Origin of the sequence: Anatilimnocola aggregata (assembly GCF_007747655.1) — a bacterium.
In the GTDB taxonomy this organism is placed as follows: Bacteria; Planctomycetota; Planctomycetia; order Pirellulales; family Pirellulaceae; genus Anatilimnocola; species Anatilimnocola aggregata.
Genome location: NZ_CP036274.1, coordinates 7,425,679 through 7,449,836, shown reverse-complemented (window position 1 = coordinate 7,449,836; position 24,158 = coordinate 7,425,679). Strand labels below are relative to the sequence as shown.

The window sequence follows — 24,158 nt, the reverse complement described above, 5'->3', positions numbered from 1 at the left end:
GTGCGATGACCTATCAATACAAAAACTCGCGGGTTGTGAATGTTGCCGTTGTGCAGATGACTTGCACTGAGGCAAAAGAACCGAACGTCGAAAAAGCGCTGGCGAAGATTGCCGACGCCGCGGCCAAGGGGGCGAATGTCATCTGCCTGCAAGAGCTGTTTGCCGGGCACTACTTCTGCCAGAGCGAAGACCACGCCAAGTTCGACCAGGCTGAGTCCATTCCCGGGCCCACCAGCAATGCACTCCAAGTAGCTGCCAAGCAGCATGGCGTGGTGATTGTCGGCTCGCTCTTCGAGCGTCGTGCGCCGGGACTTTATCACAACACGGCGGTCATCTTCGATGCGGACGGCACGCAACTTGGCCTTTATCGCAAGATGCACATCCCAGACGATCCGCTCTTTTACGAGAAGTTCTACTTCACGCCCGGCGATCTTGGTTTCCGCAGCTTTCAGACCAAGTTCGGCAAGGTCGGCGTCTGCGTGTGTTGGGACCAGTGGTATCCGGAAGCAGCTCGCCTCACGGCCCTGAGCGGCGCAGAGATCATGTTCTATCCCACGGCCATCGGTTGGCTGCCGGAAGAGAAAGAAGTCTTCGGTGCCAGCCAGCACAGTGCTTGGGAAACCATGATGCGCAGCCACGCGATTGCGAATGGCGTCTTCGTCGCCGCCCCGAATCGTGTCGGCCTCGAAGGCGCCCTGCAATTCTGGGGCGGTTCATTCGTCAGCGATCCCAACGGTAATTTGCTGGCGAAGGCTAAGCACGAAGGGGAAGAAACGCTGATCGTCCCTTGCGACTTGGGTTTGATCGATGTTGTCCGCACGCATTGGCCATTTCTGCGCGATCGACGCATTGACGCTTACGGCGATTTGACAAAACGGTACATAGACGATGCCCGCTGAAACTGCTCCTGCACAGACTCCTGCCTCTCTCGGCTATCGCTGGCCCGCTGAATGGGAACGCCAGGCTTCGGTCTGGCTCAGTTGGCCGCGCAATCCCGCAACCTGGCCCGACAAGTTCGAGCCAGTCCCTGCGGAGTTTGCGCAATTCGTCCGGACCATCGCCCGCTACGAGCCCGTGAACATCCTGGCGGGCGGAAGCGAGATTCTCGCGCAGGCGAAGTCGCTGGTCGGTGATCTGCCAAACGTGACGATTCACGATATCGCCACCAACGATGCCTGGTGTCGCGACCACGGGCCTATTTTCCTCAGCGGGCCTAAGGGAACTCAGCCCGCGCTGGTCGACTGGGAATACAACGCTTGGGGCGGCAAGTATCCGCCCTTCGACAAAGACAACCTGGTGCCGAAGATCATTGGCAAGTTGCAGGGACGAAAAGTGTTTACTCCGGGCATCATCCTCGAAGGTGGCGCGATCGAAGGAAATGGCGAGGGGCTGCTGATAACGACTGAATCGTGCCTGCTGAATCCCAATCGCAATCCACACTTGTCCCGCGAGCAAGTGGAAAGGTACCTCGCCGACTATTTGGCGATTAAGAAAGTCCTCTGGCTCACCGGCGGTGAGATGGCGGGCGACGATACCGACGGGCACATCGACCAGATCGCGCGCTTTATCAATCCGCGCACGATCGTCGTCTGCGTCTGCGACGATCCCACCGACGATAACTACGGCCCTACTCAGCAGAATCTCGTTGAGTTGCAGAATCTCACCGACCTGGAAGGACGGCCTTTCGAAGTCGTGAGGCTGCCGCTACCGAAGCCCTTGTTCGTTGACGATCAACGTCTGCCGGCCGGTTACGGAAACTTCCTGATTGTGAACGACGCCGTAATCGTGCCTCAGTTTGGCGACCCCGCCGATGCGACGGCCATCGGCATCTTGCAAGATTTGATGCCCAAGCACCAGGTCGTCGGCAGCCCATCGCTTGATCTAGTCTGGGGCTTGGGCTCGTTCCATTGCCTCAGCCAACAAGAGCCGTTGGCTCATTTGTAGCTGAATTCGCCAGAATTCAGGAAATACTCGAGACGACTGAATTCTGGCGAATTCAGCTACCATCGATTTGACCTGCTATGAACAACGTCCTCGCTCTAAAGCAGATGATCACCGGTTATTGGACTTCGCAGGCCATCTATGTCGCGGCGAAGTTAGAACTGGCCGACAAGTTAGCGAGCGGACCCAAAAGTGTTGCCGAGCTGGCGAAAGCAACTAGCACCGACGAAGGTGCGCTGTTTCGCATGCTCCGGGCTCTTTCCAGCGTGGGTGTCTTCACGCAACAGGCCGATGGAAAGTTCGCCCTTTCGCCACTGGCCGACCCGCTGCGAAAGAATGCCGAGGATTCGCAGTGGGCAATGGCTGTGATGATGGGCGAAGAGCATTTTTCTGCCTGGGGCGAATTGCTCTACAGCATTCAAACGGGGCAGGGGAGTTTTCGAAAGGTCTACGGCGAAGGAGTCTTCGATTACCTGGGCAAGCATCCCGAGCAGGCCGCGGTCTTCGATGCCGCGATGACCAGCATCCACGGCAAAGAGACGGCGCTCATGGCCGACGCGTATGACTTTTCGCAGTTCGGCACTTTGTGCGATGTCGGCGGCGGAAACGGCTCGACGATCGCCACCATTTTGCAACGTAATCCCAAACTGAAAGGCGTGTTGTTTGACTTGCCTCACGTCGTCGAGCGTGCAAAGCCCAATCTCTCGGCCGCCGGTGTGCTTGCTCGCTGCGAACTGGTGAGCGGCAGCTTCTTCGAACAGGTGAATGTCACCGCCGACGCGATCATGATGCGGCACATCATTCACGACTGGGACGATGCCAAGTGCATTACGATTCTGAAGAACTGCCGCGCGGCCATCGGCCCGAATGGCAAGGTACTGGTCGTGGAAAGCGTGGTTCCCACAGGCAACGAGCCCGGTTTCGTGAAGTGGCTCGACCTGACGATGCTTGTCATCCCCGAAGGGAAAGAGCGAACCGAAAGCGAATATCGCGAACTGTTCGCCGCCGCCGGCCTCAAGCTCCAGCGCGTCGTGCATACCGCCGGCGAACTCGATATTTTGGAAGCTGTGCCGGCGTAGCTTTTACTCGGGAAGGTGAGGGGCTTGCCGAGTCGCCATTGCTTACCGCTGCACGTTCTGTGTTTCGATTCGCAATACAGTTGGGCCACCTTGAACGGCTGCCCAATCCATGGCGTTGTAACTGTTGCCGATCCAGCGGGGCGAGTAGAGGTCCATGAAGGGCTGGGCCGAGGCCATGGGGCGAGCGTTCGAAACGCCGAACCACTTCTGGGCCGCGAGACGTTGCATCCGTTGAGCGGTCTTCAGTTCGGCCTTGCGGCGAACGGCCTGTTTGGGGTCATCGTGCCGCTTGAGTTCGTGCAAGTACAGGTACATTTCGGGCGTCATCTGCGAGGACGAAACGCCAGGAAGCGTCACTTGGTCTTCGGACTGATCACCGGGGCGAACCTGTTGGGGAATGGTTTGCAGTACCGGTTGCAGTACAGCGGCGGGCATCGGCGGCGGCAATGGCCGGTCGAATCCGAGCGGGCCTTCTTGAGCGGAGGCAACAGCCGACAAGCTGATGGTGAATAGGCAAACGCTGGCGGCGAAAAGCTTCATTGCAGGCATCCTTGCTGCGGATTGGCTGGCCGGGCTTCCGACAAGAATGGCCCGTGCATAGGCAAGGCATCGTCCTGCTTTGCCCGAAAAAACCAATACAACGCGCACGCCCCGCAAAGTCGTGTCAAACTTTAACGGTCAGCTAAACATGACGGCTAAGCATTAGGCCTGTGGCACCGATTTGATGAAGTCGTCGAGCCGTTGATCGCCATTTTCGACGACTGACAGCACATAGATCACTTCCCCCCTACGCCAGGCACCAAGCATGATCCCGCCGGATGAATTGAGGCGAGTCGAAGGGTAAGTCCGCAGTTGCGGATGAGGCAATGAATTATGGTGGACGAACAGCAACGCGCGCTGTCCGGTTCGCGGCAAGACGAGTTCGTAGGCTACCGTTTGCGGATCGATTTGGGCCCAGCGACTCGGCCTAACTACAATTGCCCGGTCGAGTGGAAATTGCTTGAGCGGAGCCTGCGAGCCTGGCAGCCACTTGGCGGCGGGCCCGCAGTGATTGAACCACTGCGTAGCGCGAAGCGCCAATTCGTCATTGGTAACGTGCTGGGGTTTGTTGAGCCGAAGGGCGGTGCCAATTCCTCCGAGCAACAGCACAAGCAGACTGGCTGCTGTCGCCAGCACGGTCAACGCCTTGCGCCGCGACCAAGCTGTGGATGTGAAAACCGGCTCGGGGGCTGTCGGAACCGTTGGAGCATCTGCGGGCGCAACCATGTGAGCGTCACAACCGGCGAGCAAACGTTCTGCAAGACTGGCTGGAATTGGGACGTCCTCGAGCGCCGATCGAACGTTGCGGTCGAACTGTTGCGAGCGATTTAAAGCCTCGACCAAGTCGGGCTGAGTTGGTAGTTCGCGCGCGAGAGGAGCCAACTCGGCAGCCAATTCGGGCCGCTGAGGGTCGTTCTGATCGATGCGGCAAGCATCGAGCAATTCGCGCCAGTTTGGTTTCGTTTCCATGCAGGATCAATCACTTTGCTCGGCAATCGACTCGGGTTAGCAATCCATTACAGCCTCAGCTGCGAGGGTTAACTCTTGGCTGAGGGAATACTCCATTGAGAACTGGTGCGGCTGGTTATGTCACCGGCCAGTTTGTCATTTTTTGTACTGTCGCTGCGTTCAGCTAGAGGTTCGGGCGCAGTCTCGGGAGCTAGGCGCCGGCGCAAATGGGCTTTGCCTCGGGAAAGCCGGCTCATAACAGTGCCGATCGGAACTTCTAGCTGGGCGGCAATTTCCTTATACGTCAAGTCTTCGAAATAAAACATCAGCACGACCAGCTTGAACTCGTCGGGCATTTCCGCGAGTGCTGCTTGCAGCGTTTCGCGGTCGAGCCAACTGTCGTCGGCTTCGCCGGCCGGTTGCGCTGCCACATTGTCGAGCGGAAACTGATCCTCGCTGGTGAGGGGAATCTTCTTCCGCCGCGACCGCAAAAAACAACTTCGCAAAACAGCAAACAGCCAGCCCGCAGCACGCTCTGCTGCTCGTATCTGATGCAATTTTTGTTGTGCGATCAGAAACGTCTGCTGCACCAGATCTTCCGCGTCGCTGGCCTGGCCAGTTAACCGAAAGGCATACCGATACAACGGAGCCGCATGATCGCGAATCAAGTCTGCGAGTGACAATTCAGCTGGCTGGGTCGACGAAGTAACTCCCTGGGCGGACAAAAGGTCCGCAGGAGTTACTGGTGATTGCGTCGTGCCCGGCCGGGGCTGATCCGCCATTGATCGCCTCGCTTTGAGTGAAGAACCGTTCTAGCGCCTGATTATTCCCGAAATTCGCTCCTCCTGCCCGCATTATTGGCGAGAAAATCGGCTGAAGGGACCAATCAGCCGCCCAGCAGCGACCTAAGTTCCCAACATGGGTAGCTTTGCGCGCCGCGAAAGCGGTTCGCCGGTGTTTTTCCACTTTTTGGAAGATTCCGGGAATACGCTGCCCAGTGACGGTCTCGTAATGTTGTCGACTTGTATTTTGGCAACTCAAGCAGGGTCGTCCTGCTGATCGTTAAACGGTTTTTGTCCATTTCCGTGTGAGGAAGAGAAATCATGAAGAAGTTGTTTGCTCTGCTCGTGATCGCTGGTCTGGGTCTGTCGACTGTTGGTTGCGAACCAAAGCCTGCTGAAGCACCCAAAGTCGAAACCCCCGCCGTGACTCCCGAAGCTCCTGTCGAAGCACCTCCGACCACTGGCGACACGACTCCTCCTGCTCCGGAAGGCACTCCTGCCCCAGCGCCAGAAGCCACACCAGCTCCTGCTCCTGAGGCTCCCGCTGCCCCAGCGCCAGAAGAGAAGAAGGAATAGTTTCCTTCAGTTAGTTGATCGCAGTCACCGCAGACTGTGATCGAATCGTGATACTCAACGAACCAGGGGCGAAGCTTCTTGCTTCGCCCCTGGTTCTATTTCTTGCAGCTTCGAGTGAGCTAGGTCATGCTGCGCGGCGTGCAGCGGCGTGCGTCGTCAGTTTGAGTGTTGTGGGCGCTTCTTCGAAGTTCATCCTCAGCACTTCGCCCGCGAGCGAACGGTAGTCTTCAGCGCCCGGTGAATGGGGCGAGTACTGAAAGATCGATTGCCCGAAGCTGGGGGCTTCCGCAAGGCGAATGTTGCGGCGAATGCGCGTCTCGAACGTCTTCGCGCCGGTCGCGATGCTGTCCGCAGTTTTTTCGCCTTCAAAGTAGGCAGTAACATCGCTGGTGACTTCTGCCGCCAGGCGAGTTCCCGAGTCATACATGCAAAACAGCACGCCGCTCAATCGCAGGCCACGATTCAGCCGCTTGCTGACGATGCCGATCGTACGGAGCAATTTCGACAGTCCATGCAGCGCTAGGAAATGAGGCTGCAGTGGCAGAAAGACTTCGCGAACCATCGTCAGTGCGTTGATTGTGAGGACGCCGAGAGACGGCGGGCAATCGACGATGATGTAGTCGAACTGCATGTCGTCTTGCACGAGCTTGTCGCGCAAGATGACCTCGCGCCCCACCTCGCTGGCCAGTTCGACTTCAGCAGCTGCCAAATCGAGATGGGCAGGGATCAGCCAGAGGCTTTTATCTATTTGCATGCGGACATCGGGGAGCATGGCATCGCCGGTCAGCACGTCGTAAACAGACTGTTGCCCATCGCGGAGCGACACTCCTAGGTGCAACGATGCATGGGCTTGCGGATCGAGATCGATCACGCAGACGCGTTTGCCTGCTTCAGCCAGCGCGGCACTCAGGTTGACGGCCGACGTGGTTTTTCCCACGCCTCCCTTTTGATTCATCACAGCGATCATGCGCATGGCGGCACTCCTTGCCAGCAATCGAGAAATCGGCCGGCGGAGTTTAGGGACGAGTGCCGTTTGAAGCCAGATGGAAAATGACGGTGCTAGCGGTGGGAATGCAGAAGTGCGAAGGTAGAAGGCAGAATGAACTTCCAAAACTCGAATTCTACCGCCACGGCGAAGTTAGTTCCGTCGCGAGTTCGGACTGCAGGGGATTCGCTGCATGGTCGATTAGTGCTGCAACGATGTCGCCGCAACGGTTGGCGACGTCATTGGCCTCCCAGCGGTCGTCGGGCTTGGTGAATAACTCGTACTGCTCACCCGCCTCGGTGGTGGTCACGCGCAATTGCCAGGCTGGAGTGCGAATCAGCTTTTGCTTGGGAGCTGAGGCTTGGATTAACTGTCGCGACGAACCGGGCTCACCGCGTACGAGTCGTAGCAAACTGCGCTGCAGGCATTCGTTTATTGGTTTGGTATCGGTCGGCTCCAGCCAACCTGCGCCTTCGGCAATGGTCGGCAGCAAATCGCCGGGTTGGGTGAGCTCTTGCAGCCGCAGAAGTGCGCCCTCGCCGTCGGGCAGGCGAATTAGACACGGCACTTGCAGCAATTCGCCGAAGAGCGCGTTGTCGCAGGGACCGATACGTCCATGTTCTCCGAGCGGGTAGCCACGCGGGGAAGTCACGGCGAAAATACACTCCTCCGTATTCGGCAATTCGTCGACCGCTTCCAGCAGCGATTGCAGGCAGATGTCGACCATTGAGACTTGCCCCGCATAAGCATGCGCAAGACTAAGTAGATAATCGGGATCTTGCTCACCTTTGGCTGCTTGTTCTTCTGGAGGCTGAACAATTTCGGCTGGTGCTGGATCGTCTTCATCGCCAAACTGCTGGCGGAGTTCCACGGGCGCATCCCACAGGCCATTCATTGCCCGAGCATGAATCCATAGGAAACAAGGCTGCGGGCGAGTTCGCAGCAGTTCGCGTGCTAGCTCCATGACGGCAGCGAAGGCACTGGCCGCCGGATCGTCAACAGGCTGTTGAAACTGCGAGTTGTCCCTCGAGGTGCTGATGAAATGACACTCGTCAAAGTCGGCCGAGCCCGCCAATCGTTGAACTTCTTCGTCGTCCGTTAGCAGGATCGCACTACAGCCGGCTGCTTTGGCTATGGCTGGGAGAGATTTCGTTTGTCCGCACGCGTCAGCACCCAACCAGTAGTCACGGTAGATGGTCGCTAGGTCAGGCGAACTGCCGATCATCTGTTCGCAGAGGAGCGACTTGCTGGCGAGCTGATTGAAAGCTGGCGTTTCCAACCAGGTGTTGCCATAGGGGCCGAGAAAGCCGGCTCCCAAACGGTCGATAACCAGGACAATGACGCTGCGCGGTTGTGGCATGGATCAATCGTATCCGGCAGTTTCCGGATCAAGAAATAGAACAGCCCGCAAGTTTTAGCTGCGGGCCGTTCGAGATTTCAGACTGTCGAATCAGGGACGGCTATACCGTTACTTTATCAACTTTGCCATCGGCGGGGGCTGCCTTCAGATCGACTTTTTCGCTCTTACGCTTGTAGTCGACCACGTTCCAGGCGAGGCCCGTCCACTGCATCAGGCGAATGATGCGGAAAGTGACATCGAATTCCCACCAGCGGTGACCGTGCGGAGCCATCCGCGGCCAGGCGTGGTGATTGTTATGCCAGCCTTCGCCGTAAGCGATGATGGCAACCCACCAGTTATTCTTGCTGTCGTCGGTTGTTTCGTAGTTGCGATAGCCCCAAATGTGGCTGGCCGAGTTTACAAACCAAGTGGTGTGCAGCACGGCAACCATGCGAACAAACACACCCCAGACGACAAACGACGTGGCCATGAACCAAGGATCGGTTTTGGTCAGCAGGCCCACGCCATAACCGGCAGCCATAAATAGACCACCGAGAATGAACTGCGAAGGGAGGAACATCCGTCCAACCCAAACCATGCCCCGGTCTTTTACTAGGTCGGGAGCCCAACGCTTGTGATGGCGAACTTGAGCTTCGGACGGGAAGGTCCAACACAACCACCACATGTGGCTCCACCACGAACCATCGCGAGGCGAGTGCGGATCGTGTTCTTGATCGCTGTGAGCATGATGCTGACGGTGATTGGCCACCCATTCGATAACGTCCCCTTCGCCAGCGAATCCGCCGACGGTTGCGAGGAAGTAGCGAACTGGTTTCCACGTTTGAAAGCTGCTGTGTGTAAGTAAGCGATGGAAGCCCAGCGTGACGCCGACGCAGCCGGTTACCCAATGCATGAACAGCATCAGGCCGAGACCTTCCCACGTAAAGTAGAAAGGGGCAGCCAACGCACCCACGTGCAACAGCACAATCCAGATAATTGACGCGTAGTTGATTGCGGTCCGCTCGTCGGCCGCTTTGTTCGTTTCGCTTTGGTTCACTTTGCCGGCGTGTTGGCCATCGCTCAGAAGCGACTCCAGCTTGGCGGCATGCGTTTCTGCCGTGACGTGCGACTTAGGATGCTTAGGTTCGGCCAGATGGGCCGCTTTTTTCTTATCGTTCTTCGCTCGGCGGGCTTTGAGCTTTTGGACAGAGGACTTGGTGCCAACAGACACGGTCGTTCCCTTGTAATGCGCGGCGCTGTTTGCAGCAGCCACTGGGTCATTTCCGATTTTCGACTTTCCCACACGAAGTGTGCCGGATCGTCTCTACAGCAGAATTGTAATGGTCATCGACCAGAGTTGAGTTTTGCGAGCGGTTCACATGCGTAAAACCTTTGTAAGCGCTCGCGAGTCATCCCCTCGTTTGGGCTAAGACAAGGCCTTCAAAGGACTTGGGAAGAGCCTTCCACTGCCCCCGACCGTAGCCGTGATGCCTTATCTGCGGGAATTTACCCGTGATTGGGATTGGGGCATAGTGCGAAAAAAGTCAGCCAGATTTGCCCCGCGAGCGATGTCGGTCTGTTTTTGCCGATAGAGTTTGAGATCTTTTCAGCTCGTGTCGGTCTTCGGCTTCTTCGACCGAATGGGAGACGGTAAGGCTCCCATCCTTTTTTGCCAACTTCACCAAGTGGCAATAGTGGCTGTGAAGCAACTTCAGCTCCTCCTCGGAGAGATCTTCGACGTTGAGCAAACGGTTGCTGGCACCGTGCACCGCGGCCACCAGTTCGTTCAATTTCAGGTGAATCGCGCGCGAATCCTTGTTCTGCGAGCGCTGAATCAGAAAGACCATCAAAAAGGTAATGATCGTGGTACTGGTGTTAATGACCAGTTGCCAGGTGTCGTTATAGTTGAAGATGGGACCCGTTAGGAGCCAGATTGCGATGACGCCAAGCGCCATTAAAAACGCTGTCGTGCTACCCGTCCAATCGGTCGCCCAGCGAGCAAACTGCCCAATCCAAGACTCTCGTTTCATCGTCTCCTCTACTCTCTGCTGTCAGGTCGTTGCAGCCGCCCCTCATGCAAGCACGTTGCGCGCCTGTCGAAGACTGCCCCTGAATCCTGACCACTTCGTCATTGTTGCCAGCTGAAGTCGATCTAGGGCGAAACAGCGTCTGGCCGCTACAATCCGCCCGTCGAATGGATGGATCCCTCGTGCAGTGAGTGAGCGCCGCCCCATGGCCAAAACCAAAGTTGCCCCGCCCGAAGACCTGGATGATGAAGTTTCGACCACCTCAGACCGAAGCGAACGAGTTCGCCCCTCGCGACTAGGCTGGTTCATCAGTCGCCTCGTTGTGATGCTACTGCTATTGGGCGTGCTCGTCTTCTTTCTGCCGGCGATTATCTCGCAGCCCGCGGTTTGGAAAGCGGGCCTAGGCTTCGCCGCGCCGGAACTCAAAGACCGCATTCACATCGATTCGCTATCGCTTGGCTGGCTCTCCGATATCCGCATCAAAGGCCTGATCCTTAAAGACGACAAGGGAAGCGTCCTCGCGCAAGTGGCCGAGGTGGCCAGCGTGAAGCCCTTGTATGCACTGGCGCTCAATAGCAATCAACTGGGCAAGTTTCGCGTGCTTGATCCCAAGGCGAGTGTCGTGCTGCGGGCCGATGGAAGCAATTGGGAGGACTTCTTGAAGCTCCTTCCCAAGAGCGAAGGGGAACCCACCGGTCCTGGGCAGCCGATTCAATTTCAACTGGAACTACTGCGTGGCGAAGTAACGTTAGATGATCAAATCGCCGGCAAACAGTGGCTCGTCGCCGGCATCAACGCCGATGTCGATTGGCCCGCCGATGCAAATCTTCCCCGCACCGGAAAGCTCTCGGCAGGCATTCAGCCCGCTGGTCAACTTCCCGTCGCGGTCGCAACCGGTGATTTGCAGGCTGAGTTCGCCTGGCAACCCACCGCAGCGGGACTCGGTTCGGGCAAAGTACTCCTCAAAGCCAATAGCCTCGCGCTCGATATCTCTCAAGGTGCTCTGCGCCGCGCGGGAGTTGATATACAGGCAGCTGGGGCGCTATCGACCGATCTGCAATACGATTTTGCCAGCGACGCTCAAGATCATCAGTTGAACCTTAAGCAACTCAGCGCGCCGAACTTGCAAGTTGCTTCGGCCACTTATCTGAGCACCGATCGTCCTTTAGTCAGCATTCAGTCCGGTCAGGGACAGATGCAATTTGCCGGGGGCAAGCTAACGGTCCTTGGTCTCGATATCCGCACTAGCCTGCTGCAAATTGCCGGCAGCGGCCAAGCTGTCGTCGACGAACTGAAGGCCGCGACTGCTGGCGGCGCGATCGCCGGCGATTCGCAACTTCAATTGCAGGGTCAACTCGATCTAGCTGCGATCGCTGCCCAATTACCGGCCACGCTCCATCTGAAAAACGATACTCGCATCACCAGTGGCCGCGTCAACCTGGGCCTTGCCAGTCGCAACGAACCGACTGGCCGAATTTGGCAGGTTCTGGTGCAAACCGATAACCTCGTCGCCGAAGCTGCCGGTCGCCAAGTCCGCTGGGATGAACCACTCAAGCTCGAAGGAACTGCGCGGCAGTCAGCTGCGGGCATCACCATCGAGCAACTCGTCGGCAAGGCCAGCTTCTTCGAACTCAACGGCTCTGGCGCACTTGCCAAAGGTGAAATCACCGCCAGCGCCGATCTGAATCGCCTGGTCGCCGAGCTCGATCAATTCGTCGATTTTGGCGATACTCGCCTCGCAGGCAACCTGTCTGCCAAACTCAATTGGCAACAGACCCAAGGGGAACAATGGCAGGCAACTGCCGCTACTTCGGTGCAACAGTTCGCGCTCGAAGCGCCGGGCGTGGTGCCGTGGCGAGAAGAGAACCTGCAAGTCGGATTGCAAGTGGGCGGCCGTATTTCGGGCACTTCGCTCGAAGAGATTTCGAGTGCGACGCTCAGCGTGCTGTCGTCGGCCGATCAACTCGACGCAAACCTGACCAAACCAGTTACGGAACCGAGCATGGCCACTGCCTGGCCGCTGCAATTCAAACTCAAGGGGGATCTCGCCACCTGGCAACCTCGCGTACAAGCTTTCGTTCCCCTTGCTGGTTGGCGAACGGCCGGCGGAATTGATCTGCAAGGCGCGGGAACGTTCTCTCTCCAAACTGCCGAGCTGCAAACCGGCAAGCTGGTGCTCAGCAAGTTGTCTCTCTCGGGGCCTGGTCTGGCGATGTCCGAGCCGCAGGTCGTACTCGAAACGAGCGGCACTTGGGATCAGCAAAATCTGACATTCACCAGCACCTCGACTACTCTCGCCAGTTCGGCCGTCGCGCTGCGTGCGGAAAATGTGAAAGCCGTTCTCAGCGGCGGTACACCCACCGTGCAAGGTGTGGTCGATTACCGCGGCGATCTTGCCCGGCTGATGACCTGGATACCCTCTGCCGAGCCACCCACCTATCAAGTGACCGGCATGCTCGAGGGTCGCCTCGAAGCCGCACTTAGAAATGGCAAGGTCGAAGCAGTCTGGTCGAACGATATCAAGAATCTCACCTATGCCACGCCGGATGCACCGGTCGCGGGCGCTCGGCCTGCAACACTCGTCTCGGGTTCGACGGCTGGGCCGTTCGTGGTTCGGCGCACCGAGCAATTGGTAAAGGTCGGGGCTCAAGCCAGCTACGATCCGGCCACCGATGTGCTCGTCCTGACGACAGCGCAGTTGCAGTCATCGGCAGCCAGCTTCAATGCCGATGGTACGATCAACCAACTGACCAAAAACTGCGTGGCCGATATCAAGGGCAATATTGCCTACGACTGGGCTGTCCTCACTCGCGAAGCTGCCCAGTACGGTTACATCCCCGGCGCAAATAACACGACAACAAAGGCATCGCCGCTCTTAACTCCTGAACTCACGGGCCAAGAGACCCGCCCGTTCGCTATTCGTGGCCCGCTGATTGGATCGGCCGGTGATGGCGGCCTGGTGAGTTCTGAACTTGGCGCGCAGGTCGAAATCGGCTGGAAGACCGCCCGCTACATGGGGCTGGATATGGGCCAGGGGGCAATTCCAGCGAAGCTGGAAAAAAGCATTGTCTTCGTCGGCCCGCTCGACCTCACCGTGAACGAAGGTAAAGTTCTCGGTGCTCCGCGCTTGAATCTAACCAGCAGCACGCCGGTATTGGAAATGGACAAGGGGCCGGTGATTCAAAACCTGCGCATCTCTCCCGAGTTGTGCGACGGCTGGATGAAGTTCGTGGCCCCGATGCTCGCCGGCGTTACTCGCGCGGAAGGAAAGTTCTCGATCGATCTTGATGGCGCGAAGGTACCGCTCACCCAGACCATGCAGAGCAGCATCGGCGGCGTGATGACCATTCACACGGCCGAAGTGGGCCCCGGTCCGCTATCGCAGCAATACATCAACCTGGCCAAGCAGTTGAAAGACATTGCTGAAGGGAACTATGCGGGCATTGCCAATCTGTTTCCCGGCGCTGCGGGAGCCGCGCTCACGGAAACCGCCAACTCGCCCACGCGTGGCGTTCTCACCATGCCCGAACAACAAGTGAAGTTCGAACTGATCGACGGCCGCGTGCATCATCATGGGCTAAAGATGAATGTGAGTAACGTCACGATCACGACCCGCGGCAGCGTCGGACTCGATCAGACGATGGAAATTGTGGCCGATGTCCCCATTCAAGACAGTTGGTTGAAACAGAATTCGGCACTCGCCGGGCTGAAGGGACAATCGCTGCAGATTCCCATTCGTGGCACTCTCGCGGCACCATCGCCCGACCTGCGCGTCATTGCGAACTTGACGAAAGACCTCGCCGGCCGCGCAGCAACCGGCATCTTCCAAGACAAAGCCGGCGAAGCAATCAACAAGTTCCTCCCCGGCTTCAATCCCGGCGCTGCAGCCCCAGGCACCACACCAGTTGCCCCTGGTACAACTCCCGCTCCAGCGGTCAACCCGCTCGATCAGTTCCGCAACATCTTCAAGAAGTAACTGGCACGCAGCCGGTTTGCAGCTGTCGCCCAGCCGCTGCCCCTCGATAGCGAGCCGGGCAGTTCGTGGAATTTATCAACAGGGGTATGTTTTCGGTCTTCGCGAGAAGTGATTCAGCAGCACCGACTTGCGGTGAATTTGCGGATGCCGGAAACAGCCTGTTTGTTGAAAAATTCCAACTAAGCCCGCGAGTAACCGCCTTGAACTACCCCCCCCGTTTTCAATCGCGACAATGACTTAACTCAGCACAAATGGCCGCGATTTGTGCGCGCAACTCCGCAACCAAGATGTCAAATAACCGAGCAATATTTTAATTAGTTGTAAGGTAATTGTCAATTATGTGTCGACAAGTCGGCGTTCAGTTCGCGGCTTACTGGCCGGGCGGATCGAAGAGCTTCGGCACATAGGCGAGTGCCATGCCAATGAGCAGGCCGCCAACGTGCGCGCCATTCGCGACGTATGACATGCCGCCAGCGAAGTCAGCGGACATAAAGTCGCGACCAATGCAGAAAAAGAGCCAGAGGAACATCATCAAGGCAGTGCCCGGGCGGAGCATGTAGTTGCCTCGGTGCAGGACCGCCGACCGGATGTAAATGAAGCCGAATAGCCCGTAGTTCACACCCGACATACCGCCGAAATTGCCGGCGGCTGGGAAAAAAGGTCGGTTCAAAAACGAACCAGTGAAGACCTCAGTTATATTGGAGATCACAGCGACGATCAGCACGAACAGGATGAAACGTCCGCTCTTCATAATCGATTCGGCCTGGCCCCCCAGGTCGTACAGCCACATCAGGTTGAAAACCAGATGCATAATGCCGAAGTGAATGAAAATCGGCGTGACGAGTCGCCAGACTTCGCCCGACTTCACGCTTTGCCAAACCGGCACTACAGGCATACGCAATTCACCGTCGGCATCTTGGACGGCAGCTAACCGGCCGCCAGAAAACTGTAATGTGCCCAGGATGCGCGGGTCGCGCGATTCGCCCAGGCTGGTCAGGACGGCGACCAGCACGCAAGCGGCGATCATCGCGAGCGTGATGGGGCTGGAGCGGGTTTGGGCCATTCCTTTGCCCCACTTGCCGCTCATCTCGATCAGATTTTTCTGCGCCTGGTCGCGCTTCTTCTGTTCTTCGAGCCTGAGCGCTGCTGCCTGACGTTCGGCCCCCTGATAGCGGGCACTATTGGGCTCAGCTTGATACGCGGCGAGTTCAGTTTTAGCCTTGGCAAGTTGATCTTCCTCACGCACCCAGACGGCCCACTGCTCCCCTTCCTTCTCGGCATGCGATTCGATCTTCTGCGTCACCAGCCACGCCGCGAACCGCTGGGCAGTGGCCTCATCCTTGAAAGTAGTCAGTTGGCGCATGGAATGGAGTTTTCGAGTGGCCGAGCGAACAGGAATCAATCGCTAAATCGTCGCAGCCGATGACGAGTTTCACAATGCCCGGTGCATAGTAGCCAGTGGCTATTTCGAGAACGTGACTCCACGCTGCAAACTAATTGTGCCATCAAAAATGCCCGGATTGATTCGTTGGTAGTCAAGAATGCGGCTGGGAAGTTCAAAGTTCTGAAAATCGGCCGGCCCAGGAAAGTTCCGCCCATATTCAGCTAACGTTGCACCCGGCGCGAGCTCGTAGGTTTTGTATCGTTCGACGTAGTTAACGTATGAACACCACAGAAGTCTCCTGTCTGGAAGTGAGTAAATTTCGACACGAGTGTCGCTCAATTCTAGGTTGCCACGACTTACCTGGCCGGCACTTCGATAGGTCACTTCCCTAGACCCCGCAAGTCGCTTGATGCAATGAATCAATACCCGACAAGGATCATTGGGACTTCCAACTTTCCAGCCATTGGCTTCGATTCTCGCGGTAAACGCCGCGCGAATTTCATCGGTTGGGTGGTCGGTGGGAAACTCAAGTGACAGAGCTACTTTATCACCCGGCTTGATGGCCAGAAGTTGATCGACAGGCACCGCCCGGGCGCGCTGAACAAGTTGGTCGGTGATTGGCGAACAGTTCACGAGCTGGAAAGTGCTGCTTCTCTCGTCGGCAAACAAATACCACGATGCTTCGCCAACGCTGGTAGATGCAAACCAGGAGCCGCGAAAAACCGCTGTCGAAACTCTTCGCTCGAGGTCGACGGCCCAGTGGCTTCCCACCAGCAGGTGGCCCGAACTCAGCCAGATGGCAGAGTTGTCTCCTTCGGTTGGCCCCGCATTCACGTGGCCTGTTAGATGCACCAGTTCACCGCCACTCTTGACGTCCCAAACTCGCAGATCCGTCAATCCGCCTCCTGTGTAGGAGTCGTAGCCAGCAAGCTGGGAACCATCATCTTTAAAGTGCAACACTCTGACATGCGAAAAACGCACTTCATTGGTTTTTGCGGCGAACTTACCGAGCACCTTACCCGTTAGTGCCTCGAGCACGTACTGTCCGGTCGATGTTGAAATGGCAAGTTGCCTACGTCCAGGGCTTAGGGCGAACGTCGAGAAATCGCGGCCTAAGTTAACCTGGTACTTCGCCGTCAGCGAAGGGAGAGACCAGACAACTAGACGTCCTTTCGTGCTCACCGTAATCAAATTTTCGGCATCGATGAACTCTGCCTTCTTGATGGTATCTGTCGAAAAAACAGCAACTTCGCTCGGCGGATAGGGGCGGAAGGACTGAGAATAGTTGACCGATTCGCCGTCAATTTGCCAAAGATCTATCTGGTCCCGGTAGTGCGAGTAGTAACGTGTACAGCGGAGGCTCGCCATGAACTTTCCCGTCGGATCGATGGCGAGTGGTATTGAGGCAATGGAAAGCTCGACGGCGGGCAACACTTTGCCGCTTTCCAAATCTACGCGTTCGAACCGATAGGTCTTAAAGGAGTTTGAATCTGGCGCAATTCCCAGCCACATCCAATTTCGCCGCGGGTCGCTAAGCATTGCCTGTACATGTCCAGGTTGATTGGAAGCCTGAAGTCGTGCTGGGATTGATATCTTCCGCAGCTTCAGCTGCGAAGGTGCGGTGGTTGCTGGATCTGGTGTGACGTTCCATGTTGGAGGAGGTGTGAGCGAAACCTGTGTTGCTCCCTGAAAGCTGACTTTGGTCTCGTTTTCTTGAACAGTGACGTTTACAACTCCCGAGTCACTTTGAATACCTTGACTTGCTTTAAACGGAGTACTAGCAACCGGTTGATCTCCTGAAATCTTCGTGGCTTCCCCAAGTGACTTGGCAATGGCCTGATCGGCGACGGACAGTTTGTCGAGAGTTAACGTGATCACCTTTCCATCTGGCCTTTTAAGTTCGACCGTGTCGTCCTTCAGGCTGATAAACTCCGCTTCGATCTTGAACATGCCGCTCGCATCTGCCCAGGTTCTTGACTTCGCGTCGACACCCGGCGCGGGTGCTGCCGGTTGCGCCGCAGGGGCGTTCATGGGAGGAGGAACGGTTCCACCGACCACGCGCACGCGATTTGGTGGCATTAACCGAGTCGAGCCATCTTCAATTCGAATTCGTACCGCTCCATTCGGCGCTACGTCGACAAACTTACCCCGTTTCAGGGCTCCACGCAGATCGAGATACTCTACTTCCGTTCCCGACGGCGGAATCGCTGGGGCCGCCTGGTTAGGAACCTGCGCGAAGCTCAAGCATTGCAAAGTGCAAAGCCAAAAAAGATTAATGACTGCAGCCGATTTGAAGCAGTTACGCATAAGAATTCACTTCACATAAGTTCGAATCGCCAGCGACATTCGGAGCGATTTTAGCCAATCCGTAATTGGTCTGCAAAAGCTTGGTTGCAAAAAAAATGACCCTGCTTTGAGCAGGGTCATTCATACAAACGGCTATACCATTAGTAATAAGTGCTCGGTTCTACTGAGCCTTCTTCAAAGCTTCGACCGCCGCGGCGTAGTTGGGTTCGCTGGTTACTTCGGGCACGACTTCGGCATAGGCAACCTTGCCATCCTTGTCGATGACGAACACGCTGCGGGCGAGCAGCTTCAACTCTTCGATCAGCACACCATAGGCCTCGCCGAAGTTGCGATTCTGATAGTCGCTGCCGACGCGCAGGTTCTTGATCTCTTCGGCACCACAAAAGCGGTTCATCGCAAAGGGAAGATCCAAGCTGACGGCGACGGCGTTCACGTTGCCGGCCAGGGCCGATAGTTCTTCGTTGAACTTCTTCGTTTGGATCTTGCAGACGCCGGTATCGAGCGACGGGATCACGCTCAGGATCGTGGCCTTGCCCTTGAGGTCGGCCAGCGTGATGGCCTTCAGGCCACCTTCGAAGTAGTGGATGGTGAAGTCGGGGGCTGCTTGACCGACTTTCACTGCCTCGCCGGCGAGTGTCATCGGGGTGCCCTTGAATGTAACAGCAGCGGCTCGGGACATGGTGTTTTCCTCTATAGAATGGGATGTGGAGATTGCCTGATTAGCATGGCGATCGGAGTGCCCATTCTAACGCCGCGAGCAATTGTCGTAGAGGGGATGAACGCCGTTTGCTAGCGGCCGCGCATGACGGCTGACGACTTCATGACAAACTCGCTGGGAAGCGGGCAAAAAGAATTGCGTTCCGAAAGGCACCCCCTAAGATGAACCGTTAGGGGTTAGGGTAATTCTTAGGCGGGTTCGTTCTGAACCCTTTGCATGGGAGCATCGCCATGCTGGTTGATCTTGCGCCAGGCTGGAATTTGGAGATGGATCGCGGGCCCGATTGGCTATTTATCAAGGTGGTGCCGCCAGCGGGCGGAGAGATCGCCGAGGTAGAACTGGCCGAAGCGATTTGGGATCGCATGCAGCAACAGTTCAATCATCGCGTCGTGCTGGAGATGGACCAGGTGACGTTGTTGCGCAGCTGGCTCATTAGCCAGTTGGTGATGCTTCACAAACGCGTGGTCGCCCACGAAGGGTTGATGCGACTAGCTGGAATGAATGACAGCAATCAGCAAGTGCTGCACATGGTCCGGCTGGATGAGCGCTTTCCACAGTATGCCACACGCGGCGATGCCGTGATGGGGCATCGACCGAAGCAGCCTCGTTAGGAATATCGAGAAAGGTAGAAGTCGAAGGTGAGGAGTCAGAGATCGGAACTGCGATCTCTGACGTCTATCCTGTGACCGCTGAACTCTCTGGTTAGCACCAGGAGACTTCGAGCTGATTCTCGATCTGCTCGACTCCTTCAACACGCTTGAGAACTTCCTGAGCCATCTGCTTTTGGAAGTACGAGGCGACGACCCCGTTCAAGGTGATTCGCCCTTCATGGGCTTCAAACCGCAGCGTCCTGCCACTCAGATAGGGATTGGTCTGGATGGCGGAACCTACACGTTCAGCCAGAGTAGCATCGAAAAGCGGCATAAGTACGAATTAGCTCCCATCGTATCGACAGGCTGATAGCGTCAAAGTGACGCTTCGCAGCGCGCGAACTCTTTCTATATCGGTAAACTTTGCCGCTCGGCTGAAAATATCTCATGCAGTTCTGTTGGGATTTGTGTGAAGACTCGCCGCTTGCAGTGATGGTAGGGGAACAACCGGCTGCCAAGACCCGGTTCGCCGGGGCAAACAGCCGTAAATCGCCCATTCGGCGCGCAATCGCTTGCCCCAACCTTTCAACCGCGTACGATTCAGTGAAAGACTGCTGGCAGAGACCGCCAGCCTTGCCCTTTGCGGGCCATTCACCGGGATTTGCAACGAGGGAACATTGCCATGAACATTCCCAAAAGCACCTTGCCAACGCCATGGATTCTTACTGAGTTACCCGGCCCCAAGGGAAAGCAGCTGATTGCCAACGACGAGCGGTACACGTCCCCGTCGTACACTCGCGCTTATCCGTTGGCGGTTGAACGGGGCGAAGGCTCGACGATTGAGGATGTCGATGGGAATCGTTTTCTCGATTTCACTTCCGGGATTGCCGTTTGTTCCACCGGACATTGCCATCCCCGCGTCGTGGCTGCGATTGAAACGCAGACCAGGAAGCTGATCCACATGTCGGGGACAGACTTCTATTATGCACCCCAAGGCAACCTGGCGCAGAAGCTCGCCGAACTTGCGCCCGGCTCGGGCGACAAGCGAGTCTTCTTTACCAACAGTGGTGCCGAAAGTGTCGAAGCGGCGTTCAAGCTGGCCCGCTTTCATACGGGTCGGCAGCACATGATCGCCTTCTTCGGTGCCTTTCATGGTCGCACGATGGGAGCGTTGTCACTCACCGGCAGCAAAATGATTCAGCGCCGCGGCTTTGCTCCGCTGATCCCGCAAGTTACGCATATCGACTATGCCAATTGCTATCGCTGCCCACAGCGCGGCGAGTGCCATCAAAAAGCAACATCTTGTTGCTTGAACACACTCAATCAATTGGAGGATCTCTTCCGTCGCACTGTGCCGCCAACCGAAGTGGCCGGTATCATCGTCGAGCCCATTCAAGGTGAAGGTGGCTACGTTGTGCCGCCCCCAGAATTTCATCGTGAACTCAAGGCCCTCGCTGAGAAACACGGCATTCTGTATATCGTCGACGAAGTGCAATCGGGTATGGGACGCACTGGCAAGATGTTCGCCATCGAGCATTGGGGCGTGGTGCCCGATATCATCTGCCTGGCGAAAGGAATTGCTTCGGGTTTGCCTCTGGGTGCTATTATCGCTCGGGCCGATCTGATGGACTGGGGCCCCGGTTCGCATGCCAGTACGTTTGGCGGCAATCCCATTTCCTGTGTGGCCGCTCTCACAACTATTGAGCTGCTGGAAGAGTCGTTGATGGTTAACGCGACCGAAGTGGGTAACTACCTTCAACAGCGACTGCGCGAACTGATGAGCCGACATGCAATCATTGGTGACGTGCGCGGTCTGGGCTTAATGGTCGGGGCCGAGTTGGTGAAGGATCGCGAAACGAAGGAACCGGCGGCATCGATTCGCGATGCCGTGGTTCAAGCCTGCTTTCACCGCGGCCTACTGATGTTGGGCTGCGGCACGAGTACCCTGCGCTTCTGTCCGCCGCTGGTCGTCACGCGTGACGAAGTTGATACTGCCGTGCAGATCATCGATTCCGTGCTCAGCAGTCCAGCTGAGCTGGCGGCCCATACGAACTCTCCTTCAGCTTCCAGGACCTGGTGATGTGGCAATCCTTGCTTGGCCGCCTGCGACTGCGTGATATCAATTCGGGTGTCTATGGCGGTCGTTGGCTCGATCGTCCGAGTGGTGAGACGATTGAATCGCTCAACCCGGCGACGGGTGAAGTGCTTGCGCGGGTGCTTCTGGGCGGCGAGAACGATTACGACGTTGTGGCCGGCAATTCGCTGGCTGCGTTTGCAGCCTGGCGAAAAATGCCACCTCCCCAACGAGGCGAGATTGTTCGGCTGATCGGCGAGCAATTGCGCAAACACAAAGATGACCTCGGCATGCTCGTCACGCTCGAAGCAGGCAAAATCCGCAGCGAGGGTCTGGGCGAAGTTCAAGAGATGATTGACATGTGCGACTTCGCCGTCGGGCTGTCGCGACAACTCTACGGCCTGACCATCGCCAGCGAACGCCCCGAGCATCGACTGTTCGAGCAATGGCATCCGCTCGGGCCTGTTGGTGTCATCACAGCCTTTAATTTTCCCGTCGCTGTGTGGGCTTGGAATGCCGCGCTCGCGCTGGTCTGTGGAGATCCGGTCATCTGGAAGCCTTCGCAGCTTACGCCTCTCACTGCGATTGCCGTGCAGCAACTGGTGAACGACATTCTCGAACCGCGCGGATTGGCCGGCGTACTCAACTTATGTGCTGCGGATCGTGATGTTGGCGAGCAGATGGCTGCGGATGGGCGGCTGCCTCTGGTCAGTGCGACCGGCAGCACTGCTATGGGCAAGAGTGTGGCGAAGACAGTCGCGGAAAGACTCGGACGAAGCTTGTTGGAACTCGGCGGCAACAACGGCTGCATCGTTACTGAATCGGCTGATCTCGATTTGGCTCTGCGAGCGATTCTCTTTGCTGCCGTCGGCACTGCTGGTCAGCGCTGCACGACATTGCGGCGGCTGATCGTTCACGAGTCTCATGCCGAGCAGCTTGTAACTCGCCTGACCAAGGCTTATCAAAATATTACCGTTGGGTTGCCCTGGGAAGAGGGTACGCTACTTGGGCCGCTCATCAGTGAGTCAGCGGTTAAGCAATACACCACAGCGATTACCACAATCAAACAGCAAGGGGGCGAAGTTCTTTGTGGCGGTAAGCAGATCGACCGAGCCGGTTACTACGTGCAGCCGACCATCGTGCGCGCGAAGCCTGCGATGGAGATCATCAAGCACGAGACCTTCGCCCCGATTCTGTATGTGCTCACCTACCGCGAACTCGAGGAGGCCATCGCCCTGCATAATGGTGTGCCCCAAGGTCTTTCCAGCGCTATTTTCACGGATCGTTTTCGCGAAGCGGAACAGTTCTTATCGCCCTGGGGCAGCGACTGCGGCATTGCGAACGTCAATCTCGGCCCCAGTGGCGCCGAAATTGGCGGAGCCTTCGGCGGCGAAAAAGAAACTGGCGGCGGTCGCGAAGCGGGCAGCGATGCCTGGAAGACCTACATGCGTCGCCAAACTTGCACGCTCAACTTCGGCAAGACTTTGCCGCTAGCGCAGGGTGTTAAGTTTGATGTGGGTGTGTGAGTCCTATCTGAGCCGGAAGCGTCAGCGTTCGGAGAGTACACCGCATATAAGTTCCAAATACCCTCCGGGCGCTGACGCTTCCGGCTCAGAAGAAATATTTACTTTACTTCCGCCACATGCACCCGCGTCCATGGTCCATCGCTCACGTTGAAGTACAGTCGCTTCCCATCGGCGCTGAAGGCGGGATGCGGATGGCTAACTCGCCAGGAGCGTGCGCCCTTCGAATGATCGAAGCGATGCACGAGCGCGGTTTTTCCGGTGATGACGTCGCCGACAACTACGTCCCAGTATCCAGCTGGTCCGCCGAAGCCCTCGGAAATTGTGTCGGTAGTAAATAGTGTCGCAGCTGGATTGTAGGTGGGGTGGTCGCCGCGATACTTCGCATAATCGGGTATCTTCTGCCATTTGCCGGTCGTGCAGTCGATTACACGGCCGCAGTCGAGAATGTCGCGCGAGTTTGGATGCCACGAGGGATGGCCCCATTGTTCGGTCAAACTAAGGAATTTTTGTTCCTTCAGGTCATAGGCGACCTGACCAAAACGAAAGCTGGCCGCCTTGCTGCGGAAATCGCCACCGGCGGGCGAAGCGATTTTGCAGAAGACGCGGTTCCTATCGGGACTGAGAATGGGAAAGAAGATCGAAATCGGCTTGTCGCCGAATTTCTTCTCAATGAATTCGGGAAACTGCTCGCGCACACCGGTTGCCGTCATGCCGGTTTTGATTACGTCTCCCGATTCGATGTTCACCAATTCCAGGTCGCGATGATCGCCGGGGTTCCAATGGGGACCATAGATGGGGAACACCGCGTGACCGGGCTGACCAAACCCCAGTTGCCGACCGAGGGTGACGACGCGCGGTTTGCCGACTTTTCCATCGCTCGTTGGCACATCGACAGCCATCACTGCCCATTGACCATCGGGCAGTACGTTGTGAAAGACGACCTGTTTGCCGCCGCAGGCCCATTGCTGACAGGCCGCGCGGTGAGCATCTTCGGTGGCGATGTCCGTCGCCAACACAATTTCTTCACCCGACTGGCGCTCGCGAATGCGAATCTCCCCCGCATGTCCGTGCGCAGCTGTCGAGGCAAAGAACAGCACCCACTTACCGTCGGGACTTTCGGGCGAGGTGTTGAAGTAAGTATGCAGCGAATGGCGTTCGTTGTCAGAGACGAGCGAGACTTTAACATTATCCTTCTGTTCCCAAGTTGCGAGTGAGTTGGGCGATGCCGGTTCCGCAGCAACCGCAAAACTGGCAGAGTGAAGCCGTAGAAACGCTACAAGTGCGACAAGGACTACACTGCGCATGGGTCCGCCTTAACTTTTTACGATAGGTTTCGAAACGGCACTCGCTGCCCGACAAGCATGCA

At 57.0% G+C, this 24,158-nt stretch carries 20 protein-coding genes; 8 read left to right on the top strand and 12 right to left on the bottom strand.

Annotated features, from left to right (window positions below; genetic code table 11):
* Nucleotides 1-56: 56 nt before the first annotated feature.
* The 3 genes from ETAA8_RS28260 (at nt 57) to ETAA8_RS28250 (ending at nt 3,020) form a co-directional block, all read left to right on the top strand.
* A complete protein-coding gene (locus ETAA8_RS28260) occupies nt 57-899 on the top strand; it encodes a carbon-nitrogen hydrolase (RefSeq protein ID WP_391484826.1) in 843 nt (280 codons plus the stop codon).
* A complete protein-coding gene (locus ETAA8_RS28255; RefSeq protein WP_145096757.1) occupies nt 889-1,944 on the top strand; it encodes an agmatine deiminase family protein in 1,056 nt (351 codons plus the stop codon). Before ETAA8_RS28260 ends, ETAA8_RS28255 begins: the two co-directional genes overlap by 11 nt.
* A 77-nt stretch (nt 1,945-2,021) precedes the next feature.
* Nucleotides 2,022-3,020: a methyltransferase gene (locus ETAA8_RS28250; RefSeq protein WP_145096754.1), complete on the top strand. Its 999-nt coding sequence runs from the start codon at nt 2,022-2,024 to the stop codon at nt 3,018-3,020.
* Nucleotides 3,021-3,062: 42 nt separating this feature from the next.
* Here the strand turns inward: ETAA8_RS28250 and ETAA8_RS28245 are convergent, their stop codons facing one another.
* The 3 genes from ETAA8_RS28245 to ETAA8_RS28235 all read right to left on the bottom strand — a co-directional run bounded on the left by ETAA8_RS28245 (nt 3,063) and on the right by ETAA8_RS28235 (nt 5,290).
* A complete protein-coding gene (locus ETAA8_RS28245) occupies nt 3,063-3,560 on the bottom strand; it encodes a hypothetical protein (RefSeq protein ID WP_145096751.1) in 498 nt (165 codons plus the stop codon).
* Between the two features lie 162 nt (nt 3,561-3,722).
* Nucleotides 3,723-4,529: a hypothetical protein gene (locus tag ETAA8_RS28240; RefSeq protein ID WP_145096748.1), complete on the bottom strand. Its 807-nt coding sequence runs from the start codon at nt 4,527-4,529 to the stop codon at nt 3,723-3,725.
* Between the two features lie 68 nt (nt 4,530-4,597).
* A complete protein-coding gene (locus tag ETAA8_RS28235; RefSeq protein ID WP_145096745.1) occupies nt 4,598-5,290 on the bottom strand; it encodes an RNA polymerase sigma factor in 693 nt (230 codons plus the stop codon).
* 321 nt (nt 5,291-5,611) lie between these two features.
* Between ETAA8_RS28235 and ETAA8_RS28230 the strand changes: the two genes are divergently transcribed.
* Nucleotides 5,612-5,866, top strand: a complete 255-nt coding sequence (locus ETAA8_RS28230) for a hypothetical protein (RefSeq protein WP_145096741.1) — start codon at nt 5,612-5,614, stop codon at nt 5,864-5,866.
* A 124-nt stretch (nt 5,867-5,990) separates the two neighbouring features.
* Here ETAA8_RS28230 and ETAA8_RS28225 read toward each other — a convergent pair whose 3' ends face one another.
* From ETAA8_RS28225 to ETAA8_RS28210, 4 genes are all read right to left on the bottom strand, one after another.
* Complete coding sequence (locus tag ETAA8_RS28225) at nt 5,991-6,839, bottom strand: ParA family protein (RefSeq protein WP_145096739.1); 849 nt, start codon at nt 6,837-6,839, stop codon at nt 5,991-5,993.
* A gap of 148 nt (nt 6,840-6,987) precedes the next feature.
* Entirely contained in the window at nt 6,988-8,211 is a 1,224-nt protein-coding gene (locus tag ETAA8_RS28220; RefSeq protein WP_145096736.1) for a sulfatase-like hydrolase/transferase, read from the bottom strand.
* Nucleotides 8,212-8,311: 100 nt separating this feature from the next.
* Nucleotides 8,312-9,463, bottom strand: a complete 1,152-nt coding sequence (locus tag ETAA8_RS28215; protein WP_238397590.1) for an acyl-CoA desaturase — start codon at nt 9,461-9,463, stop codon at nt 8,312-8,314.
* Nucleotides 9,464-9,734: 271 nt separating this feature from the next.
* Entirely contained in the window at nt 9,735-10,220 is a 486-nt protein-coding gene (locus ETAA8_RS28210; RefSeq protein ID WP_145096733.1) for a low affinity iron permease family protein, read from the bottom strand.
* A 202-nt stretch (nt 10,221-10,422) separates the two neighbouring features.
* Here ETAA8_RS28210 and ETAA8_RS28205 point away from each other — a divergent pair, with 202 nt between their 5' ends.
* Complete coding sequence (locus tag ETAA8_RS28205) at nt 10,423-14,193, top strand: AsmA family protein (RefSeq protein WP_145096730.1); 3,771 nt, start codon at nt 10,423-10,425, stop codon at nt 14,191-14,193.
* 370 nt (nt 14,194-14,563) lie between these two features.
* On the opposite strand, the gene ETAA8_RS28200 is transcribed toward ETAA8_RS28205, so the two are convergent.
* The 3 genes from ETAA8_RS28200 to tpx form a co-directional block, all read right to left on the bottom strand.
* Nucleotides 14,564-15,556, bottom strand: coding sequence for a rhomboid family intramembrane serine protease (locus tag ETAA8_RS28200; protein ID WP_145096727.1), 993 nt, complete (start codon nt 15,554-15,556; stop codon nt 14,564-14,566).
* A gap of 99 nt (nt 15,557-15,655) precedes the next feature.
* On the bottom strand, nt 15,656-17,608 hold the full coding sequence (locus ETAA8_RS28195; protein ID WP_261343583.1) for an SHD1 domain-containing protein: 1,953 nt from the start codon (nt 17,606-17,608) through the stop codon (nt 15,656-15,658).
* A 436-nt stretch (nt 17,609-18,044) separates the two neighbouring features.
* On the bottom strand, nt 18,045-18,563 hold the full coding sequence (gene tpx, locus ETAA8_RS28190; RefSeq protein WP_145096721.1) for a thiol peroxidase: 519 nt from the start codon (nt 18,561-18,563) through the stop codon (nt 18,045-18,047).
* A gap of 269 nt (nt 18,564-18,832) precedes the next feature.
* Here tpx and ETAA8_RS28185 point away from each other — a divergent pair, with 269 nt between their 5' ends.
* Nucleotides 18,833-19,213, top strand: a complete 381-nt coding sequence (locus tag ETAA8_RS28185) for an STAS domain-containing protein (RefSeq protein WP_145096718.1) — start codon at nt 18,833-18,835, stop codon at nt 19,211-19,213.
* A 91-nt stretch (nt 19,214-19,304) separates the two neighbouring features.
* On the opposite strand, the gene ETAA8_RS28180 is transcribed toward ETAA8_RS28185, so the two are convergent.
* Nucleotides 19,305-19,526 carry a BON domain-containing protein gene (locus ETAA8_RS28180; protein WP_145096714.1) on the bottom strand — a complete coding sequence of 74 codons (222 nt, stop codon included), beginning with the start codon at nt 19,524-19,526 and terminating at the stop codon, nt 19,305-19,307.
* Between the two features lie 348 nt (nt 19,527-19,874).
* Here ETAA8_RS28180 and ETAA8_RS28175 point away from each other — a divergent pair, with 348 nt between their 5' ends.
* Nucleotides 19,875-21,272 carry an acetyl ornithine aminotransferase family protein gene (locus tag ETAA8_RS28175; protein ID WP_145096711.1) on the top strand — a complete coding sequence of 466 codons (1,398 nt, stop codon included), beginning with the start codon at nt 19,875-19,877 and terminating at the stop codon, nt 21,270-21,272.
* Complete coding sequence (gene amaB, locus ETAA8_RS28170; protein WP_145096708.1) at nt 21,272-22,792, top strand: L-piperidine-6-carboxylate dehydrogenase; 1,521 nt, start codon at nt 21,272-21,274, stop codon at nt 22,790-22,792. The genes ETAA8_RS28175 and amaB overlap by 1 nt, the downstream gene beginning before the upstream one ends.
* A 98-nt stretch (nt 22,793-22,890) precedes the next feature.
* Here the strand turns inward: amaB and ETAA8_RS28165 are convergent, their stop codons facing one another.
* A complete protein-coding gene (locus tag ETAA8_RS28165; protein WP_145096705.1) occupies nt 22,891-24,096 on the bottom strand; it encodes a TolB-like translocation protein in 1,206 nt (401 codons plus the stop codon).
* Nucleotides 24,097-24,158 lie beyond the last annotated feature (62 nt).

Coding starts and splice junctions, on each gene's coding strand:
- ETAA8_RS28210 (WP_145096733.1), bottom strand. CDS start 10,220: ATGAAACGAGAGTCTTGGATTGGGCAGTTTGCTCGCTGGGCGACCGAT.
- tpx (WP_145096721.1), bottom strand. CDS start 18,563: ATGTCCCGAGCCGCTGCTGTTACATTCAAGGGCACCCCGATGACACTC.
- ETAA8_RS28175 (WP_145096711.1), top strand. CDS start 19,875: ATGAACATTCCCAAAAGCACCTTGCCAACGCCATGGATTCTTACTGAG.
- ETAA8_RS28220 (WP_145096736.1), bottom strand. CDS start 8,211: ATGCCACAACCGCGCAGCGTCATTGTCCTGGTTATCGACCGTTTGGGA.
- amaB (WP_145096708.1), top strand. CDS start 21,272: ATGTGGCAATCCTTGCTTGGCCGCCTGCGACTGCGTGATATCAATTCG.
- ETAA8_RS28205 (WP_145096730.1), top strand. CDS start 10,423: ATGGCCAAAACCAAAGTTGCCCCGCCCGAAGACCTGGATGATGAAGTT.
- ETAA8_RS28195 (WP_261343583.1), bottom strand. CDS start 17,608: ATGAACGCCCCTGCGGCGCAACCGGCAGCACCCGCGCCGGGTGTCGAC.
- ETAA8_RS28235 (WP_145096745.1), bottom strand. CDS start 5,290: ATGGCGGATCAGCCCCGGCCGGGCACGACGCAATCACCAGTAACTCCT.
- ETAA8_RS28165 (WP_145096705.1), bottom strand. CDS start 24,096: ATGCGCAGTGTAGTCCTTGTCGCACTTGTAGCGTTTCTACGGCTTCAC.
- ETAA8_RS28230 (WP_145096741.1), top strand. CDS start 5,612: ATGAAGAAGTTGTTTGCTCTGCTCGTGATCGCTGGTCTGGGTCTGTCG.
- ETAA8_RS28260 (WP_391484826.1), top strand. CDS start 57: ATGACTTGCACTGAGGCAAAAGAACCGAACGTCGAAAAAGCGCTGGCG.
- ETAA8_RS28185 (WP_145096718.1), top strand. CDS start 18,833: ATGCTGGTTGATCTTGCGCCAGGCTGGAATTTGGAGATGGATCGCGGG.
- ETAA8_RS28225 (WP_145096739.1), bottom strand. CDS start 6,839: ATGCGCATGATCGCTGTGATGAATCAAAAGGGAGGCGTGGGAAAAACC.
- ETAA8_RS28250 (WP_145096754.1), top strand. CDS start 2,022: ATGAACAACGTCCTCGCTCTAAAGCAGATGATCACCGGTTATTGGACT.
- ETAA8_RS28180 (WP_145096714.1), bottom strand. CDS start 19,526: ATGCCGCTTTTCGATGCTACTCTGGCTGAACGTGTAGGTTCCGCCATC.
- ETAA8_RS28245 (WP_145096751.1), bottom strand. CDS start 3,560: ATGAAGCTTTTCGCCGCCAGCGTTTGCCTATTCACCATCAGCTTGTCG.
- ETAA8_RS28200 (WP_145096727.1), bottom strand. CDS start 15,556: ATGCGCCAACTGACTACTTTCAAGGATGAGGCCACTGCCCAGCGGTTC.
- ETAA8_RS28255 (WP_145096757.1), top strand. CDS start 889: ATGCCCGCTGAAACTGCTCCTGCACAGACTCCTGCCTCTCTCGGCTAT.
- ETAA8_RS28240 (WP_145096748.1), bottom strand. CDS start 4,529: ATGGAAACGAAACCAAACTGGCGCGAATTGCTCGATGCTTGCCGCATC.